Source organism: Streptomyces sp. NPDC038707 (assembly GCF_040636485.1).
In the GTDB taxonomy this organism is placed as follows: Bacteria; Actinomycetota; Actinomycetes; order Streptomycetales; family Streptomycetaceae; genus Streptomyces.
In genome coordinates this window covers 33596-50363 of sequence record NZ_JBEZUP010000039.1, presented here as the reverse complement: position 1 = coordinate 50363, position 16768 = coordinate 33596, and the positions used below count along the sequence as shown (strand labels likewise).

Below are 16768 nucleotides of genomic sequence, written 5' to 3'. Positions count from 1 at the left end.
CCGTGGCGGCCTATGCAACGGTCTTCGACTACGAGGCCCGCGCAGCCGTGACCCTGCAAGAGCCGCAGCGCACCCAGGTCGAGGCGCTGCTGGAAGACATTGCCGCTCTGATCCGCACCAGCATTCCGGCGGGCACCGTGCCGGACCCGGATGCGGCCAGAGCGGTCAGTGTCGCCGTCGCCCGCCGCACCATGGCGAACCCCGGCGGCTACCGGCAGCGCACGGTGGGCCAGTACTCGGAGACCCTCGGCGAAACCGGAGGCATGTACCTCACGGACGCCGAGCTGGAGATGCTCACCACCAACGACAGCGGCAACAGCGGCGACTCCGCCTACTCGGTTGGGCTGCGCGACAACGGTCCCGCCTGGATGCCGGACCACGGGCACTACTGGCATCACGGCTGGTGAAAGGCGGGCCAGCGTGTTCCATCAAACAGTCGTCCGCGTGCGCGCCGGCACAAAGACCGACCGGGGCGGCAACACCGTCCAGGACTGGTCACCGGAGAAGGTGTCCCGCCTGCCGGTAGCCCGGGTCAGCGTGCAGCCGTCCACGCAGGCGGAGGACAACGACGCCACCCGCTCCCAGGTCATCACCGGATGGCAGGTGATCTCCGCCCCGGGCGTGGACGCCGACATCCAGGCCAAGGACCGCATCGAGTGGGGCGGCATGACTCTGGAAGTGATCGGCGAGGTGGGCCGCTACCTCGACTTCGGCGACGGATCGACCCATCACATCGAGTTCGTGATGCGTCGTACCACTGGATAGGAGGCGATATGGCACAGGCCAGCTTCCGTCTGGACCGGCGGGGCGTGGGGGAGATCCTCAAGAGTGATGCCGTCCGGGAGGTGGTCGACCACTACGCCGGCGAGGTGGCGGCCAACGTGCAGGTGCTGATCCCCTCCGGCACGCAGGTGCAGGTGTACAGCTACACGACCGACCGGGCTGCTGCGTCGATCGTGGTTGAGGACATCCGCGCCATGGGCTGGCAGGCCCGTGACGGGATCATGACCCGTGCGGCCGGCTTCGCAGGCCTCGAAGTGAAGGCGTGGCAGCGGTGAAACGGCTGGTGATCTTCGGTGACGTGCAGGCCGCAGGCGCCGAAGTGCTGCGGACCGCCCTGGCCGAACGGTCAGAGGCGTACACGCAAGGCGTGACCGTCGGCACGAGGGTGCCCACGATCCGCTCACCGGAGGACGACCAGCTGCCGTTCGTCCTGGTCCGCAAGGACACCGACATCCCACACCCGTCGATGGCCAATGCGAGGTGCACTCTGCGGTGCACGGTGTGGCACCAGGACGCAGACCAGGCCCACGATTTGGCGATGCTCTGCCAGGGCCTATGGCTGGTGCACTCCGGTCCCGTCATCCGCGGCTTCCGACCGGGAAGCGGCCCCATCCCTACGACAGACGACGAAACCGGTGTCGATCTGTCGACATTCACGGCGATCGCCAACGTCAAGCCAACTGTCGTCGCTACCAGCTAGCTTGGGAAGTCAGAACCCCGGCGGGTGCGGGAACACCCCCGAGGCGTGGCCAACCTGAAAGAGCAGGCTGACGTGAAGGATGCTACCTGCACAGTCGATGGGTGCGGGCGACCGCTCAAGGTCATATCCCGAGGTCTATGTTCCATGCACCACTCGCGCTTCCTGCGGACGGGGAGCGTAGGCGAGGGAGCCTCCCGGCGCACCGCGAACGCTGGATCGACCTGCGAGGCGCACCTCTGCAGCTCGGCCGCGGAGCGGCGCGGTAAGTGCCGTAAGCACTACCGAATGGCCCTGTTGGCGGAGCGGGAAGCGTGTTGCGTTGAGGGCTGTGACAAGCCATGGGAGGTCGCCGGGCTATGCGGCATGCATCACTCGCGCTCGCTCAATGGCGGCATTGGTGAGCCCGGCTATCGGAGTCAGCGTTACGGCTCACAGCAGTGCACCGTCGCGTCGTGCGATAAGCGGGCGAAGTCACAGTGGATGTGCAAAACCCACTATGGGTTCTGGCTGACCACCGGGAAACAGCCGTCGGTCTTCGTCAACTGCCTGACGTGCGGCTGCGAGATTGACCTCCGCGCCTCCGGACATCCGGGCGTACTTCTGGCCAATCGACGGAGGATGTGCCGCGCATGCCTCCTGCTTCGGCCTCGAGGCCGATGGTGCATGACCACCAAGCAACTGGCGAAGCGCGATGGGCGAGTGTGCTCCCTGTGTGACGAGGCCGTCGATATGACCCTCGCCTGGCCGGACCCAATGTCTCCGAGCGTGGACCACATCGTTCCTCGATCGAGAGGTGGGCTAGACGTTCCGCAGAACGTTGCGCTCGCCCACCTTCGCTGCAACGTCTCGAAAGGCATCCGCGTCAGCGCTTGATGCCACCCACGTCATTCATCGAAGCCCCTGCCTGACGGTGGGGGCTTCGGCATTTCCGAAGGAGAGTCCCCACCATGGGTGGATCGCCACTGAACGCCAACCTCTGGACCGACGCGGACGTCTACATCTCCACCAACCTTTCCGCGGCCCTGCCCGCGAACGCGCACACCCCCTTCGGCTCCGACTGGGACCTCGTCGGCCTGCTCGACGGTGACGAGGGCTTCCCCGAGTCGAGGGACGAGGACACCGACGACAAGTTCGCCTGGGGTGGCATCCTCGTCCGAACCTCTCGCCAGCACTTCAAGCTCACCAAGTCCTTCACGGCCCTGGAGGACAACGACACCACCTACAGCCTGCTGTGGCCCGGGTCGACTCCGTCGCAGATCATCGTCCCCCGCCCCGCTCGTGTGAAGATCGCGTTCGAGACCCGGGAAGGCGACAAGGTGCGGCGCCTCGCCTCCGCCCTGTACGCGGAGATCGCCCTTGACGGTGACCACGGAGAAAACGAGTCCGACCTCGAGAGCATGACCTTCGCGGCGACGATCTTCCCGACGTCCGACGGGGTTCTCTTCGACCGGCAGACCACGCCGATCCTGACCACCCTCGAGGTCTCTCCGGGCTCGCTCAGCCAGGCCGTCGGCGACATCGACTCTCTGATCGCCACCGCCACCTACGACGACAGCTCGACGGCAAATGTGACCGCCTCCTGCGCCTGGACGTCGTCGGACACCAGCAAGGCCACCGTCTCCGCGGGCTTCGTCACTGGTGTCGGCGCCGGCTCGGCCACCATCACCGCGTCCTACCTTGGCCAGACCGACACCTGCGCCGTCATGGTGTCCTGACAGCCACCGGGGCGCGGCAGTTCGTCGCGGTTCGGCCGCGCCCCGGTGCCACACCTCGAACCGCGAAAGGAACCGCGACATGCGCCTGACCTACACCGATGCCGACATCGCCGCCAAGGCGGTACAGCTCGGTCTCATCTCCGACGGCGAACCGCTTCCCCCCGCGCTGCGCAGCAAGGTTGTGGCGGCCCTGCTGCAGGAGCAGACCGCGCCCGCAGCGGCTGCGGCAGAACCGCAGCTCGCGCAGGAGATCGTCGTCCAGCCCAATGGCGTGATCCTCATCGACGGCGAGCCGTTCCCCTGGCTCGTCGCCAAGGACGCCATGGACGTCCGCCTGAACCCCGACGGCGTCAGCACGATCCGCATGACCCTGCTCGCAGGCGCCGTCCAGATCATCAAGCCCGAACCGCGAGAGGACCCGCGATGACCACCCGAACCGCGACGCCGGACGACCAGCCGTTCGACTTCAACCTCGACACCGTCAAGGCCGAAGCCGACCTCACCCCGTGGCGGGTGCACTGGGACGGCCGCCGGTGGGAGTTCCAGCACGCCGAGTCCCTCGACGTGTGGGGCCTCGTCGAAGGAGCCGAGGGCGGCGACGTAGGCGCCACGATCGCCATCTTCAAGCTGGCGCTCGGCGAGCAGTGGGCCGACTTCCGCAAGATCCGCATGCCGCAGTACAAGATGAAGGCCCTGTTCGAGGCGTACAAGAAGCACTGCGGCCTGGGGGAATCGGAGGCCTCGCCCAGCTCGTGAGAGAGCATGGCGAGGCAGTCGAAGCCGACCTTCGAGAGCACTACGGCGTGCGCCTGCGGGATCTCTTCCTGCGAGACGTCGACGGACATCCGCGGATGACCTGGCGGGAGCTGCGCTGTTACATCCGCCAGCTTCCGGCCGGCTCCCGCACCCGTATGGTCAGCGGTGACGAGGACAGCATCTGGGGCCTGCAGGAGCACCTCACCGCGGTCGTCATCGACGAGCTGCGGACGGCGAACTGGCAGCGCGCCAACGAGGGCGCCGAGAAGTCAAAGCTCTCGCCGCGCCCGAAGCCGTTCCCGCGGCCCGGGGTGGGCGGCAAGAAGCCCGCCGACAAGAACAGTCTGGAGCGCCAGGCGGCCCGTGAGCGGGCCCGCCGGCGGGCGGCTGAACGCAGGCAGGCCATCGCGGCAGGACTCATCCGCTAGACCGGCAGGGGGTGAACGGTGCCCTCCGTCGGCTACGCAACGATCCAGATCATCCCGTCGGTCCGCGGCATCTCCGACGAGCTGCGCCGCCAGCTGACCGGCCCCGCCGGTGACGCTGGCGGGCAGGCCGGTGAGGCGGCCGGCTCGTCTTTGCTGGACAAGCTGAAGGTGGGTGCCGCCGCGGCCGGTGCGGCGGCTGGCGCCGTCCTGGTCAAGGGCCTGGGCGATGCCATCGAGCAGGCGAACGTCACCTCGAAGCTGCAGGCGCAGCTGGGCACGTCCAACAAGGTCGCAGCCCAGCAGGGCAAGCTCGCCGGCAAGCTCTACAGCACCGGTGTGTCCGACTCCTTCGAGTCGGCGGCGGAAGCTATCAAGTCCGTGATGCAGGCCGGGCTGGCGCCTCCCGGTGCGACCACGAAGCAGCTGGAGTCGCTGGCCACCAAGGCCTCGGATGTCGCCACCGTCTTCGATCAGGATCTCGGCGGGGTCACGAACGCGGTTTCGCAGATGCTGCGGACCGGCCTGGCAAAGAACGCGAACGAGGCCTTCGACGTCATCACCCGCGGCATGCAGTCAGGCGCGAACAAAGCCGACGACCTGCTCGACACTTTCAACGAGTACGGCACCTCGTTCCGCACCCTGGGCTTGTCCGGCAAGGACGCCATGGGCCTGCTGCAACAAGGCCTGAAGGGCGGCGCCCGGGACGCCGACCAGGTGGCGGACGCACTGAAGGAGTTCTCTCTGGTGGCGAGCCAGGGAGGGAAGGCGACGGAGGACACGTTCAAGTCCATCGGCCTTAACGGCAAGCAGATGGTCAAGGACGTTGCCGCAGGTGGTGACAGCGCGCGCGAGGCAGTCGGGAAGGTGCTGGCGAGGCTGGCGGAGCTTCCCGCGTCCGCGGACAAGGCGAGCGCGGTGAAGGCGCTGTTCGGAGGCCCGGGCGAGGACCTTGGGGCGTCGCTGTTCTCCCTCAACCTGGACAAGGCCGCCGCCTCCTTGGGTAAGGTCGGTGGGGCGGCCGACAAGGCCGGCAAGACGATACGCTCCGGGCCCCAGTACGAGATCCAGACGTTCACCCGCACGCTGCAGCAGGGGCTCGTCGACTTCATCGGCGGCAAGGTGTTGCCGACCCTCACCACCTTGGCAACCGGTTTCACCACCTACCTGCTTCCGCCGCTTCGCACCGTCGGCACGGTACTGGCGACGACGCTGATCCCTGCCCTGACGGGGCTGTGGCAGGCCGGCATCTCTGTCGTGAGCTGGCTGCGGGACATGGGGACCTGGCTGATCCCGATCGGAGTCGCTGTCGGCGGCCTCACTGCCGCCTTGCTCGCCCAGCAGATCGCCACCGCTGGCGTCGCGCTGGTGTTCTCCTTGTACCGCGGCGCGATCCTGGCCTGGACTGCCGTGCAGCGCGCGGCAACGATCGCGCAGGCGGCTTTCAACCTGGTGATGAACGCCAATCCGATCATTCTGGTGATCACGGCGATCGTCGCACTGGGCGCTGCCATGGTCGTCGCCTACCAGCGGTCGGCAACCTTCCGTGCGATCGTGCAGGGCGCGTGGGCAGGCATCAAAGCCGGCGCGCTGGCGGTGTACGGCTGGATCAGCGGCACGTTCGTCCCATTCTTCACGCAGACCATCCCGAGCGCGTTCAACTCGGTGCTGACCTGGGTGAAGACGAACTGGCCGTGGATCCTGGGCGCACTGACGGGCCCGATCGGCTTGGCGGTCGTGTACATCGTCAAGCACTGGGACCAAGTGCGCGCCGGGTTCTCCGCAGGCTGGTCGGCGATCAAATCGGCGGTTCTCTTCCCTGTCAGGGACTTCTTCACCAAGACGATCCCCGGCTGGGCATCGGTGATGAAGCGAGCCGTGGTCGCGGCGTGGAACAGCGAGCTAACCGGCCTGCGGAACGCCTACGGCAACCTCAAGGCGTGGGTGTTCACGCCGATCGGCACCTTCTTCACCAAGACGATCCCCGGCTGGGCGGACACTCTGCGCAGCAAGGTGGTGAGCGCGTTCGATGCCGCCCGGTCCGGGATCAAAACCGCCTGGGACAAGATCAAGGGCATCGCCAAGGCGCCCGTGAGCTTCATCGTCAACACGGTCTACAACCGCGGCATCGTCGGCGTCTGGAACAAGGTCGCCGGCGCCTTCGGTGCACCCAAGCTGGACGAGTACCACTTCGCGACGGGCGGCGTGATGCCCGGGTACACACCGGGCCGTGACGTCCACCTGGCCGCCCTGTCGGGCGGCGAGGCCATCATGCGCCCGGAGTGGACCCGTGCTGTCGGATCCGGCTACGTCCATGCGATGAATGCTGCTGCACGTCACGGTGGTGTCCGTGGGGTGCAGCAGGCCCTCGGCCTGCCTGGATTCGCGGGCGGCGGTATCTTCGGCTGGATCGGCAAGGGCGCCTCCAAGCTGGCCGGCTACGGCTCGGCTGCCTGGGACAAGGTGAAGTCCGGCGCGAAGTGGCTGAAGGACACGCTGGCCGCCTCCGCCCGGGCGGGTGTGAACGCTGTCGTCAAGCCGCTGTTGTCGAAGATTCCAGGCCTGGGCACGGCCTTCGGGAAGGCCATCGCCCACCTGCCCAACAAGATGATCGACGCGTTGTTCGGATACGCCGACGAAGCCGACAAGAAGGGTGCCTCGACTGCGGCGTTCGGTGGGGGAAAGATCCCGTCGGGTCAGCACAAAGCGATCATCACGGCTGCTCTGAAGGCGGCCGGGGTGCCGCCACCCGGCGCCCTGGGGCAGTGGCTGTCCGGTCTCAACACGCTGATCACCAGAGAGAGCGGCTGGAACGCGAGCGCCATCAACCGCACCGACAGCAACGCGAAGGCCGGCCACCCCTCACAGGGCCTGGCCCAGACCATCCCGTCCACCTGGGCCGCCTACGTGCCGTCGTCACTGCGGTCGCGGGGCATCCTCGACCCGGTGGCCAACGTCGCTGCCGCGATCCGCTACATCGTCGCCACCTACGGCAACATCACCCGAGTCCAGCAGGCCAACGCGTCGAAGCCCCCGAAGGGGTATGCCGGCGGCGGCTCCCCGCGGCCGGGGGAGATCGCATGGGTGGGGGAGCGCGGCCCTGAACTGATCCGTTTCAGCGGCGGCGAGGTCGTCTACTCGCACGCAGAGTCCATGCGCATGGCCGCCGGCATGGGAGGTCTGCGCGGCTTCGCGCGGGGCACCGCCAAGGCGAGGTCGGCCGCAACGCGCAGGGTGATTTCCGGTGACCTGACCGACTTCACGAGGTCCCTGACGGGATCGGTGTCGGCGATTTCGGCTGCGGCACGGGACCTGGCGAAGGATCTCCGGCTAGCGGGGGGAGCGGGGCGGGCCATGGCCACGTCCACGCTGAGGACGTCCGCGAGACTGCAGGATCTCGGCAAGCGGCGCGACGCGATCGCATCCAAGATCGCCGTGGCACGGCAGGCAGCCGTCGACCAGCGGCAGACCGCGAAGGACTACCTGGGCGTTTCCAACCTAGGGGACGCGACATCTGTCAACGGGCTGATCAAGTCCATGCAGCAGCGGCAGACGACGGCGAAGAACTTTCAGTCGTCCATCAAAACGCTGTCGAAGAAAGGGCTTTCGCAGGAGCTGATTCAGCAGCTCGTCGCCATGGGCCCCGACAGCCAGCTGGCAGGCATGGTGGCAACCGCGGGCACTTCGCAGATCAAGCAGCTGAACGCGCTCGCACGGAGTGGGACCAAGCTCAGCGTCAGCTACGGGAACACGATGGCGGACGCGATGTACGACTCGGGCAAGAACGCCTCGAAGGGGTTCTTGTCAGGGTTGATCTCGCAGGAGAAGGACGTCCAGGCGGCGATGGACAAGCTGGGTGCCGCCCTGGTCAAGAGCATCAGGAAGAAGCTCAAGATCAAGTCGCCGTCGCGGGTCACCCACGCACTCGGCGCCTACACCGGACAGGGCTTCGCCATCGGCCTCGATTCGACCGCATCCCAGGTGGCTGCCGCCGCATCGCGGGTCTCGCGGGCCGCCATCCCAGTCGTCCCCGGCACTGGCCGTCCTGCAGTGGGCGCTGGCGCGATCACGGTTGAGGTGCACACCAAGGACGAGGCGCTGGCTGAGTTCGTCGAAGTCCGCATCAGGGACAACAACGGACGGATCCTGACCGGCCTCAACGCCCTTCCCAGAAGGTGAGGTGACGTGTGGCGATCCCCGGGAACTTCCTGTCGGCGACGACGGAGAGCGTCGACCCGAACACGAGCGGCTGGGCTGCGAAGACGAACTGCAGTCTGTCGCTCGGTTCGGGCGGCCGGAACGGTGACGGCTGCGTCAAGATGACGGCCACGGCGGCAGGCGAGATGCAGGCCAGGACATACTCCTCCTACGCGGTCACGCCGGGGGAGACGTACTGGACGTTCGCCGATGCCAGCAGCACTGCGATCCCGGAACGGATCGGGATCCGCTGGCTGTCCGCGGCCGGGGCGGAGATCAGCATCACCTGGTCGCTGACCACGGCCACGGCGTCATCCGCCTGGCACCGAATCTCCATCGGCGGCCAGGCGCCGGCCGGGGCCGCCCGTGCGCAGGTGCTGGTCTCGTCGACCGCGACCGCGGCCGGCCAGATCACCTTCTTCGAGAACGTGTACCTGGGCTATCCACTGCGGTACGCGGGAAACTTGCTGTCCTTCGACGCGGAGCAGCAGGAGATCACCGGCACATCGTGGGCGGCCGAGTCCAACTGCACGCTCAGCAGGACGGTCCCGGCCGTGTCCTGGCCGGTGGACCTGTACTACTCCGGCGGCGAGATGCTGACCCTGACGGTCACCGCGAACGGCACCGCCTCCGCCCTGTGTACAGAGCGGCCCGCGGTCACGCCTGGGGTGGAGTATCTCGGCTACGTCTATCTGTCCCCGCCGACCGCGGCCTCGTCCTGCTGGGTCGAGCTGCGGTTCTACGGCGCCTCAGGTGCACAGGTGTCCGCGTCCCGGTCGACGCTGGCGGCCAGCGGCACTGGCACGTACCGGCAGATCGCGAGTGGCGTGGCCCCTGCCGGCGCGGCCACCGCGTCCCTGGCCGTCGGCATCACCTCGGCAACTGCCGGGCAGGTCATGCGGGCCGAGGGCGCGGTCATCAAGGTGCGCACGGCGGGCGTCACCAACAGCGTGCCGAATCAGAACGCCGTCGCCTTCGCCGACGCAAGTTTCGAGCAGGGCCCTGGCCAGTGGACGGTGCAGTCCGGCGCCGCAACGATCGCTCGGTCCAGCCCCTGGGGGAGCCAGGCCTTCCTCGACGCCTACAGCCTGACCGTCACCAGCAGCACCGCCACGGCCAGCACGATCCGCTCCGGCCAGTACGCGGTGACTGGCGGCGTGAACTGGCGTCTCTGGTGCGTCGCCAAGAGGACCGCGGGGGGATGGTCTCTTGCCCCCAGCGTCCGCTGGCTCGACCCCGCCGGCGGCCTCATCAGCACCACGTCCAGCACGTCCATCACCGTCCCGTCAGATGGTGCCTGGTGGGCCTTTCAGGGGGACTTCGCCGCCCCGGCGAACGCCGCCTACGCCCAGATCGACTACACGCTGACAGCGACCGCCGCCAGCAGCACGCTCCAGCTTGATGCCGTCGTGCTCTATCAGGTGCTGCCCCAGCAGTCGATCACAGCAGACGACGATTCGGCGTCAGTACACATGGTGATCCGGGAGATCAACACATCGCGACTGATGACCGTGTACCGGGTCCTGGCCGACGGCACCAGGACACTGGTCCGCGGGCCCTCAGGCCTGCTCGACAAGGTGACGTCGACGGATGACACGGCGATCGTCACCGACTACGAGGCCCCCCTCGGAGTGCCGTTCTCCTACCGAATCGAGTTCTACTCGGCCACGACAGGCCTGCTCACAGAGTGGCGCATAACGTCGTCTGTGACGCTCGACCCGGGGGACGCCGCCTACGTCTGGCTGAAGGACCCGGCCCGGCCGATGCTGAACCGCAGGGTGCTGGTGCAGACAGCGCCGGACTGGCAGCAGCCGATTGAGCAGAACGCGCTGCGGCCCCGCGGCCGGCCGAACGCGGTCGTGCTGTCCGGAGTCCGGTCCGGCCGTGAGGGCTCGCTCGTGGTGTGGACGCAGTCCGACGACGAGCGCGAGGCGCTGCGACATCTCCTCGCGACCGGCGGCGTGCTGCTGTGGCAGTCGGCGCCCGGCATGGGCGAGAGCGACGTGTACGTGTCCGTGGGCGAGGTGCAGTACCCGCGGATCACAAGCTACGCACCCGAGCCGTGGCGCGAGTGGACGCTACCGCTCACCGAGGTCGACCGGCCCACCGGCGGCATGGCCGGGTCACCTACGTGGACGGTCCGCGACGTGAGCATTGAGAACTCAACCGTGCTCCGGCTGCTCGACCGCTACGCGACCGCCCTCGACCTGGCGCTGAACCAGCGCGCCGAGGGCTGACCGGGAAGGGGAGGTGATCATGTATCCGGCCCCGTCCTCACGGTTTCTCCCGGCTTTGCGGGAGTCGCACGTCCCGTACACGCAGGTGCAGCTGCTGCGCACGGACGGCATCGTCGTGGACCTGCCCCACACGGACGGGTCCGTGACGGCCGACCGCGGCAGCTCAGTACGCCGCACCTGCAGCGTCACAGTGCCCGACGTCAGCCTGCTACCGATGACCCCCGCCGAGCAGCTGGCCATCTACGGAGCGCGGCTGCGTATCCGCCGCGGCATCATCTACGGCGACGGCAGCACAGAGGCAGTGCCGCTCGGCTTGTTCCGCGTCGACTCCATCAGCGGCGACCCGGCCCTCGGCCCGGTCACCATCACCGGCTCCGGCCTGGAAGCCGTCGTCGCGGATGACAAGTTCACTGCCCCGTACACAACACGGGGAGGCGCCAACGCGGTCACTGCGATCACCAACCTGATACAGGGCACCATCCCTGGTGCCACGGTCGTGAACTGGGCGTCTGACGCAACCATCGGCACCCGGACCTGGGACGCGCAGGGCGACCGGTGGGGGGCGGTGCAGGAATGCGCGACCGCGATCGGCGCCGAGGTGTATGCGGATGCAGACGGCGTATTCACCGTCGCTGAGCTGCCCGACCTGCTCACCGCGCCCGTCGCCTGGGACGTCGACGCGGGACGGACAGGCGTCCTCATCTCCGCCAACCGAGCGTTCAGCAGGGACGGCATGTACAACGTGGTCGTGGCCAGCGGGGAAAACGCCGAGGACGGCGCCCCCCCAGTGTCGGCGACCGTCTCCGACACGGACCCCACCTCGCCGACCTACGTGGGAGGACCGTTCGGCCGCGTCCCGATGTTCTACAGTTCGGCCACGCTGACCAGCAACAATCTGGCGCTTACCGCGGCGCAGAAGTTGCTGCGAGACGCAGTGAAACCCACCGTCACCGTCACCTTGACAAGCCTGCCGAACCCCTGCCTGGAACCCGGCGACGTCATCCGCGTCACCTACGAGGACGGCCGCCGCGAACTCCAGCAGGTTCAGAGCCTCACCATCAGCCTCGGTCTCGACTCCATCACCATCGAAACCATCGGCGGGAGGCAAGATACGTGACCGACGGATTCGCGCTCGCCCAAGGCATCGCTCAGGCCTCACGCCAGGCCGGCCGGGACGACCCCGCTGTGCGCCGGGCTGAGGTGCAGACCGGCATCGTCACAGCGGTCGCCGTCACGCCCGGCACGGTGGACGTCGGCAGCATCCGGGCCCGCCGCCTGGAGACGTACCAGCAGCCGGCGGTCGGCGATCAGGTGCTGCTGGTGCAGTCCGGCAGCGGATCGTGGTGGGCCGCCGGCCGGACCGCAACCTCGGCCAGTCCGCCGCTCGGCCTGCCCCGACAAGCGTGGAAGACCGTCACTCTCGACCGCACCACATCGACGCTGACCGACGACCCGGACCTCACGATGACGCTCGACGCCAATGGCACCTTCAAGGTGGAGTTTCACCTCCACTTCGAAGCCACCGACGCGGCCCGCTTCAGAACCGCCTGGACCGTCCCGGCCGGGGCCACCGGCGTCCGCTCAGCGGTCGGACCCGACCAGGGTCAGATCCTGTCCAGCACATCATCCGGCGGCGTCGGCCGGTGGGGCGTCCACGCGTTCGGCACCGCGTGCATCTACGGCAGCCGCAACGACAACACCTTGCAGTGCTTCGCCATGGAGGAGGGCACCGTGTTCACCACAGCGGCCGGCACGTGCGCCTTGCAGTGGGCCCAGTCCACCACGAGCACCACAGCAAGCCGTCTCGCCGCCGGCTCCTACATGCGCGTCACCCGCCTCGCGTAAGAAAGGGGGCCCGCGTGCCCATCACCGACAAGTACGGCCAGGGAATCAGCGGCCTCGACTACGGCGACTTGCCCGACCTGAAGGTGCTCTCCGAGAACCTGCTCGCGATGGTCGGCCAGACCGTCATGCGGTTCGCGTCGGCCTCGGCCCGCAACGCCACCCTGGCCAGCCCCGTGGAGGGCATGGCGACCTGGCTGACCAGCGAGGCACGCCTGGAGATCTACCACGGCGGGTCATGGTTGGCCTGGCCGCCGATCCCCGTACAGACCTTCCAAGTCTCCGACGCCCCCTACAACGTGACGTTGACGACGGTCGACTACACGTCGTCGGCGTGGCCCCGGCCGCAGTTCATCGCACCACCCTCGGGGCGCGCCTACGTCACCATCAGCGCTGTCCTGACGAACACGAACGCGGCCACATCGACCGCGTGGGCAGCGTGGCGGGCCACCGGCAGCCTGGGCTTCACCTTTCAGGATCTCAACAAGACGGGCATCAGCGCTCAGGGCGCCCGCGTCGGTGCATCCAGGCGGCTGATGCTCACCGGCATGACCGCAGGGGAGACAATCACGATCATCCCGCAGTGGAACATCAGCTCCGGGTCGGCGACGACCGCCTCCACATTCGGTGGCAGCCTGCTCGTCGAGCCTGCCCCCTAACTCCCAACGTCACCTGCCCGCGCCCGGCTCGGGCGCCTTCCGCATGCCCAGAAGGAGGGCCGCATGGCCTGGTATCCAGGCGCCACGAAGATGGAGCTTCAGCCGGAGAGCGACGACCAACCTGCGATCAGGCCGACGCAGTTCATCCTGCACAGCATCGTCGCCCCGTGGACGCCCGAGCGCACCTACGAGTACTGGCGCGACAGCACGAACCTGGAGTCGCACTTCGGGCTCGGCTACGACGGTTCGCTGGCCCAGTTCATCGGCACCGAGACCCGCGCAGACGCCAACGCGGCGGCAAACCGGCGAGCGGACGGGACCGGCGCGGTGTCGCTGGAGTCCGCGTCGAACCTGCAGGCGTCGGATCCGTGGACGCCTGAGCAGGTAGAGACGCTGATCAAGTTGGGCGTGTGGCTGCACCAGCAGCACGGCATCCCTCTGCGGATCTGCCGTACCGCTGACGACCCGGGGTTCGGTTGGCACGCCCAGTTCACGGCGTGGAATCCCAACGCCCACTCGTGCCCTGGAGCGGCGCGCATCGAGCAGTTCAAGAAGGTCGTGTTCCCGGGCATCGTCGCCCGCGCGGCCGGCAAGACCCCACAGGAGGACGATGTGGCACTCAGCGACGCCGACGTCAAGAGGATCGCCGACGCGGTCTACATCAAGCTGCTGAAGACGGACGGAGTCCTCGACGCACCCGCGGACTCGGCTGAGTACAAGACGAACCGCTTCTGGTCCTGGCAGTCCCACATCCAGGACGTCACCACCCGCGTCCGCGCCCTGCAGAAGGCCGTCGACCGACTCATCGCCAGCCAGACAAAGAGCTGACGTTGATCCTCAACCTGACCCCGCACCCGATCCGCCTGTACTCCGCCGAGCGCGAGGACGGCAGCGACAACTTGGAGTCGCACCTGCGTGAGGTCATCCCGCCGGAGCCGGTTCCTGCCCGGCTGGCGACGATCGAGCTGGGCGGTGGTATCACCTTCGAACTAGTCGAGTTCGGCCACGTCCAGAACCTGCCGCCCAGGCGGGACGGCTATCAGTACATCGTCTCTCTCGTCGTGGCGCTCGCTCTCGCCGACCGACGCGACGACGTGCTCGTGCCCTATCGCGAGGTCCGGAACAGCTCCGGAACCGTCATCGGCTGTCGCTCCCTCGCACAGCCCGTCTGAGAATCGAGCTTTCTTATGAGAATCTTCGGACGCGAACCGGTGGTCGTCCTTAACACGCTGTCCGCCGCGCTCGGTCTCGTCGTCAGCCTGGGCATCACCAGCCTGACCGCCGAGCAGTCCGGCGCGATCGTCGCCGCGGTCTCCGCGATCCTCGGCGCCATCGCCGCCGCCATGACCCGGCCGGTCGCCCCGCAGGCGTTCACCGCGGTCGTCGCCGCCGGCGCCGTCCTGGTCGCCGCGTTCGGCTACGACGTCAGCCAGGAGACCATCGGCGCCATCAACACCGCGGTCCTCGCCGGGCTCACCCTCCTGACCCGGGCCCAGGTGACACCCTCCAGCCCCACCGCAGCGACGGGACCGACGAGCGTCTGACCCGTGCACGACTTAGCAGCAGGGGAGGGCACGGTGAGCGAGATCTTCGGCATCAACGCGAGCGACGCAGGGCTCGGCGCGCTCCTCACCCTGGTCATCCTGTTCATCCTCACCGGCCGGCTCGTCCCCCGCCGCACCTACGACGACATGGTCGCCGACCGCGACAACTGGCGGCAGGCCTTCCACGCCTCCGAAGAAGTGCGGCGCATGGAAAGCAAGCAGCTCCAGAATCTGCTGACGGTGGCAGAGATGGGCGGGCGAGTCCTCACGGCGCTACCCCAACCTGGAGAGCCGGCCGAGGAGGTGGATGACGGCAATGCACTGGATCAAGCGCATCCTCGGACTCGGACGTAGGCCGGCCGGGACGCGCGCGGCCGAGGCCGCCGTCGAGCGCACCCAGCAGGCCAGGCGCGAGGTAGAGGAACGGGAGTCCGTCATCGCCGCAGTCATGGCCCCGTGGTGGCGCGCCCGCGAGGAGAACCACCTACGCGAGCGGATCGAGCAGGCCTTCCGAGGAGCAGCACAATGAGCCACCTGGGCATCGACGAGTGGGTGAACGCTGCCGCGTCGACGCTGGCGGTCGCCGCCTGCGCCGGCTTCGCCGTGACCTACCATCTGCGCGCCGCTTGGTGGCGGTCCGAAGTGGGCCGCAACTTGATGGCGTTCGCGGCGGCGGTCGGCCTGCTCTGCCTGTACACCGTGTTGGCGACCGTGTGGCAGGCCGACACGTGCGCTCTCGCTGTGCTGCGATCGCTCCGCACCCTGATCTTGCTGGCCGTGGCCGGCCTGATGGTGCAGCGGACCCGGCTCCTGCTGCGGGCCCAGCGCGAGTCACGTAACCGAACTGGAGTGTGACCCATGCCCGATCCCGTCCCTGTCCAGCCGCAGCCCGACCCGACCGCGGCGGACGCCGTCACCCTGGAAGAGCTGGGCGTCATCCCGGAGCAGCCGGTCGCCGACCCGGAGCCGCCCGCGCCGCCGGTGTACGAACTCGACAGCCCGGCCTGACCGGCCGACCCCTTAGCCCCCGCCGCACCTGGCGGGGGCTTCGTCATTCCCGGAGCCCGCATGCGCCTTCGTGTCCGCCTCACCCTGCCTGCTCTCCTCGCCGGCCTGCTGCTCGCCCTCGCGCCCGGTCAGGCCACCGCGGCCAGCGCCGTCTACTCGGGGCCCGGCTGGCGTATCGACACCGCCAACGGCATCCACAGCCTCAGCCCGGCCCCTTACCTCTTCACCTTCGCCGACAGCGCTTCCCGCACCCGGCTCACCCCGTATGCGCAGGCCGTCGCAGCCCAGCTGACCTCGGTCACCGGCGCCACATTCACCGTCACCACGATCATCGAAGCCCCGCCGGCCGAGGGCAGCTGCCCGGCCGAGCATCACATGGTCCTCGGCGTGAAGTACCGGCCCACCGGCGTCAAGGGCATGTCGCGCGCCTGGAGCTGCTACACCAACCGGCCCGGCAGCCCCGACCACCATGCGGCGTGGGGCGGCTGGACGTGGATCGACTCCGAGTACTGGTACGCCAACTGGTTCTCCACCAACGCGACCGTGAACGCGGCTCAGATCAAAAACGCCATCACCCACGAGATCGGGCATCTCGTCGGCTTGGCCCATCCCAACACGGACGTCGACGGCGACGGCGTGGTGGAGGACTACGAGTGCGTGCGCACCACCTACGGCTACCTGCCCGTCATGTGCGCTCCCGGATTGGGCGGCTACACCACATCCAGCGGCGGCGGCCAGTTCACCAGCATCGAGGCACCCGGCCTGCGCCAGCTCGTCGCCAACTACGGACTCGGATGACGAACGCGACAACGCCCCCGCTTCTCTGCCACCCGGCAGGGGATCGGGGGCGTTTCGTCGTACCCGGTCGCCGCTCCGCCGAACGTCCCGTCCGCAGCACGCGG

The 16768-nt window shown here is 68.2% G+C and carries 22 protein-coding genes; all 22 read left to right on the top strand.

All coding sequences use genetic code 11. The features are described 5' to 3' along the window. Positions 1-2 precede the first annotated feature (2 nt). The 22 genes from AB0E62_RS34090 to AB0E62_RS33985 all read left to right on the top strand — a co-directional run bounded on the left by AB0E62_RS34090 (position 3) and on the right by AB0E62_RS33985 (position 16664). Positions 3-407, top strand: a complete 405-nt coding sequence (locus AB0E62_RS34090) for a hypothetical protein (protein WP_362202862.1) — start codon at positions 3-5, stop codon at positions 405-407. Positions 408-444: 37 nt separating this feature from the next. Continuing rightward, a complete protein-coding gene (locus AB0E62_RS34085) occupies positions 445-765 on the top strand; it encodes a hypothetical protein (protein WP_362202859.1) in 321 nt (106 codons plus the stop codon). Positions 766-773: 8 nt separating this feature from the next. Beyond that, on the top strand, positions 774-1058 hold the full coding sequence (locus tag AB0E62_RS34080; RefSeq protein WP_362202856.1) for a hypothetical protein: 285 nt from the start codon (positions 774-776) through the stop codon (positions 1056-1058). After that, a complete protein-coding gene (locus AB0E62_RS34075) occupies positions 1055-1483 on the top strand; it encodes a hypothetical protein (protein ID WP_362202853.1) in 429 nt (142 codons plus the stop codon). Before AB0E62_RS34080 ends, AB0E62_RS34075 begins: the two co-directional genes overlap by 4 nt. Before the next feature lie 144 nt (positions 1484-1627). Next, on the top strand, positions 1628-2356 hold the full coding sequence (locus AB0E62_RS34070; protein ID WP_362203001.1) for an HNH endonuclease: 729 nt from the start codon (positions 1628-1630) through the stop codon (positions 2354-2356). Between the two features lie 74 nt (positions 2357-2430). After that, positions 2431-3198: an Ig-like domain-containing protein gene (locus AB0E62_RS34065; protein ID WP_362202850.1), complete on the top strand. Its 768-nt coding sequence runs from the start codon at positions 2431-2433 to the stop codon at positions 3196-3198. 79 nt (positions 3199-3277) lie between these two features. Further along, positions 3278-3625, top strand: a complete 348-nt coding sequence (locus AB0E62_RS34060) for a hypothetical protein (RefSeq protein ID WP_362202847.1) — start codon at positions 3278-3280, stop codon at positions 3623-3625. Then, a complete protein-coding gene (locus AB0E62_RS34055; protein ID WP_362202844.1) occupies positions 3622-3954 on the top strand; it encodes a hypothetical protein in 333 nt (110 codons plus the stop codon). The genes AB0E62_RS34060 and AB0E62_RS34055 overlap by 4 nt, the downstream gene beginning before the upstream one ends. Beyond that, positions 3951-4382, top strand: coding sequence for a hypothetical protein (locus tag AB0E62_RS34050; RefSeq protein WP_362202841.1), 432 nt, complete (start codon positions 3951-3953; stop codon positions 4380-4382). Before AB0E62_RS34055 ends, AB0E62_RS34050 begins: the two co-directional genes overlap by 4 nt. Positions 4383-4400: 18 nt before the next feature. Next, positions 4401-8558, top strand: coding sequence for a phage tail tape measure protein (locus AB0E62_RS34045; RefSeq protein ID WP_362202838.1), 4158 nt, complete (start codon positions 4401-4403; stop codon positions 8556-8558). 8 nt (positions 8559-8566) lie between these two features. Beyond that, positions 8567-10813, top strand: a complete 2247-nt coding sequence (locus AB0E62_RS34040) for a hypothetical protein (RefSeq protein WP_362202835.1) — start codon at positions 8567-8569, stop codon at positions 10811-10813. 85 nt (positions 10814-10898) lie between these two features. Beyond that, positions 10899-11930 carry a DUF5047 domain-containing protein gene (locus tag AB0E62_RS34035; protein WP_362202832.1) on the top strand — a complete coding sequence of 344 codons (1032 nt, stop codon included), beginning with the start codon at positions 10899-10901 and terminating at the stop codon, positions 11928-11930. Beyond that, the gene (locus AB0E62_RS34030) at positions 11927-12658 is read left to right on the top strand and encodes a hypothetical protein (RefSeq protein WP_362202829.1); all 732 of its coding nucleotides are present in this window, start codon (positions 11927-11929) and stop codon (positions 12656-12658) included. The genes AB0E62_RS34035 and AB0E62_RS34030 overlap by 4 nt, the downstream gene beginning before the upstream one ends. 14 nt (positions 12659-12672) lie before the next feature. After that, positions 12673-13314 (top strand): hypothetical protein, encoded by a 642-nt coding sequence (locus tag AB0E62_RS34025; protein ID WP_362202826.1) that lies wholly within the window; start codon positions 12673-12675, stop codon positions 13312-13314. Positions 13315-13377: 63 nt separating this feature from the next. Beyond that, positions 13378-14142 (top strand): N-acetylmuramoyl-L-alanine amidase, encoded by a 765-nt coding sequence (locus AB0E62_RS34020; RefSeq protein WP_362202823.1) that lies wholly within the window; start codon positions 13378-13380, stop codon positions 14140-14142. 2 nt (positions 14143-14144) lie between these two features. Beyond that, positions 14145-14486 (top strand): hypothetical protein, encoded by a 342-nt coding sequence (locus AB0E62_RS34015; RefSeq protein ID WP_362202820.1) that lies wholly within the window; start codon positions 14145-14147, stop codon positions 14484-14486. 15 nt (positions 14487-14501) lie between these two features. Next, on the top strand, positions 14502-14858 hold the full coding sequence (locus AB0E62_RS34010; RefSeq protein WP_362202817.1) for a hypothetical protein: 357 nt from the start codon (positions 14502-14504) through the stop codon (positions 14856-14858). A 33-nt stretch (positions 14859-14891) separates the two neighbouring features. Then, complete coding sequence (locus AB0E62_RS34005; RefSeq protein WP_362202814.1) at positions 14892-15212, top strand: hypothetical protein; 321 nt, start codon at positions 14892-14894, stop codon at positions 15210-15212. After that, positions 15175-15387: a hypothetical protein gene (locus AB0E62_RS34000; protein WP_362202811.1), complete on the top strand. Its 213-nt coding sequence runs from the start codon at positions 15175-15177 to the stop codon at positions 15385-15387. The genes AB0E62_RS34005 and AB0E62_RS34000 overlap by 38 nt, the downstream gene beginning before the upstream one ends. Next, the gene (locus AB0E62_RS33995; RefSeq protein ID WP_362202808.1) at positions 15384-15713 is read left to right on the top strand and encodes a hypothetical protein; all 330 of its coding nucleotides are present in this window, start codon (positions 15384-15386) and stop codon (positions 15711-15713) included. Before AB0E62_RS34000 ends, AB0E62_RS33995 begins: the two co-directional genes overlap by 4 nt. A 3-nt stretch (positions 15714-15716) precedes the next feature. Continuing rightward, positions 15717-15866: a hypothetical protein gene (locus tag AB0E62_RS33990; RefSeq protein WP_362202805.1), complete on the top strand. Its 150-nt coding sequence runs from the start codon at positions 15717-15719 to the stop codon at positions 15864-15866. 60 nt (positions 15867-15926) lie between these two features. Beyond that, positions 15927-16664 (top strand): hypothetical protein, encoded by a 738-nt coding sequence (locus AB0E62_RS33985; protein WP_362202802.1) that lies wholly within the window; start codon positions 15927-15929, stop codon positions 16662-16664. Positions 16665-16768 lie beyond the last annotated feature (104 nt).

Bases quoted from the DNA above. Each gene is read 5' to 3' on its own strand.
- AB0E62_RS33990 (WP_362202805.1), top strand. From the start codon at position 15,717: ATGCCCGATCCCGTCCCTGTCCAGCCGCAGCCCGACCCGACCGCGGCG.
- AB0E62_RS34065 (WP_362202850.1), top strand. From the start codon at position 2,431: ATGGGTGGATCGCCACTGAACGCCAACCTCTGGACCGACGCGGACGTC.
- AB0E62_RS33985 (WP_362202802.1), top strand. From the start codon at position 15,927: ATGCGCCTTCGTGTCCGCCTCACCCTGCCTGCTCTCCTCGCCGGCCTG.
- AB0E62_RS34055 (WP_362202844.1), top strand. From the start codon at position 3,622: ATGACCACCCGAACCGCGACGCCGGACGACCAGCCGTTCGACTTCAAC.
- AB0E62_RS34000 (WP_362202811.1), top strand. From the start codon at position 15,175: ATGCACTGGATCAAGCGCATCCTCGGACTCGGACGTAGGCCGGCCGGG.
- AB0E62_RS34060 (WP_362202847.1), top strand. From the start codon at position 3,278: ATGCGCCTGACCTACACCGATGCCGACATCGCCGCCAAGGCGGTACAG.
- AB0E62_RS34070 (WP_362203001.1), top strand. From the start codon at position 1,628: ATGCACCACTCGCGCTTCCTGCGGACGGGGAGCGTAGGCGAGGGAGCC.
- AB0E62_RS34080 (WP_362202856.1), top strand. From the start codon at position 774: ATGGCACAGGCCAGCTTCCGTCTGGACCGGCGGGGCGTGGGGGAGATC.
- AB0E62_RS34020 (WP_362202823.1), top strand. From the start codon at position 13,378: ATGGCCTGGTATCCAGGCGCCACGAAGATGGAGCTTCAGCCGGAGAGC.
- AB0E62_RS34010 (WP_362202817.1), top strand. From the start codon at position 14,502: ATGAGAATCTTCGGACGCGAACCGGTGGTCGTCCTTAACACGCTGTCC.
- AB0E62_RS33995 (WP_362202808.1), top strand. From the start codon at position 15,384: ATGAGCCACCTGGGCATCGACGAGTGGGTGAACGCTGCCGCGTCGACG.